Origin of the sequence: Mesorhizobium sp. M7A.F.Ca.CA.004.12.1.1 (genome assembly GCF_003997835.1) — a bacterium.
In the GTDB taxonomy this organism is placed as follows: Bacteria; Pseudomonadota; Alphaproteobacteria; order Rhizobiales; family Rhizobiaceae; genus Mesorhizobium.
Genome location: NZ_RZRK01001490.1, coordinates 1 through 501 on the forward strand (window position 1 = coordinate 1; position 501 = coordinate 501).

1 protein-coding gene is annotated in these 501 nt (G+C 60.7%); it reads left to right on the top strand.

Going from position 1 to position 501, the window contains the following annotated elements:
* Positions 1–191: 191 nt before the first annotated feature.
* Positions 192–501, top strand: a 310-nt coding sequence (locus tag EN984_RS37195; RefSeq protein ID WP_127384481.1) for a GntR family transcriptional regulator, incomplete at its 3' end; no start/stop codon positions are given.

Genomic DNA, 501 nt, shown 5'->3' on the forward strand with positions numbered 1-501 from the left:
GTGCGGATGCTAGGTGAACTCAGCGAACCGCTGTTGGCGCTGATCGACCAGGAGATCGGCCTGGATGACATTCCGGCTGCCTATGAGCGGCTGTTGGCGGGACACAGCGACGGCTTGAAAACAATCATCCGCATGCGGCAACCTGTCGAGCAGTCGTGATTTCCGATGAATCGCCGGAAAGGACTTTTGAAATGATCACTTTGCCCGACACGGCCAGCCCTCTTTACGAGAAGGTGAAGGACTACATCCTGGCGAACATCGGAACGGGCCGGTGGGGCAAGGATCGCAAGCTGCCGTCCGAGAACGAGTTGGTGGCGTCGCTCGGCGTGTCGCGGATGACGGTTCACCGGGCGCTCAGAGAGTTGACCTCGGCCGGGTTCCTGATCCGCCTGCAAGGTGTGGGAACCTTCATCGCGCCGCCGCGGCCGCAATCGACGCTGATCGAGATCAACAACATCGCAGCCGAGATCGTCGAGCGCGGCAACAGGCATCGTTCCGAAG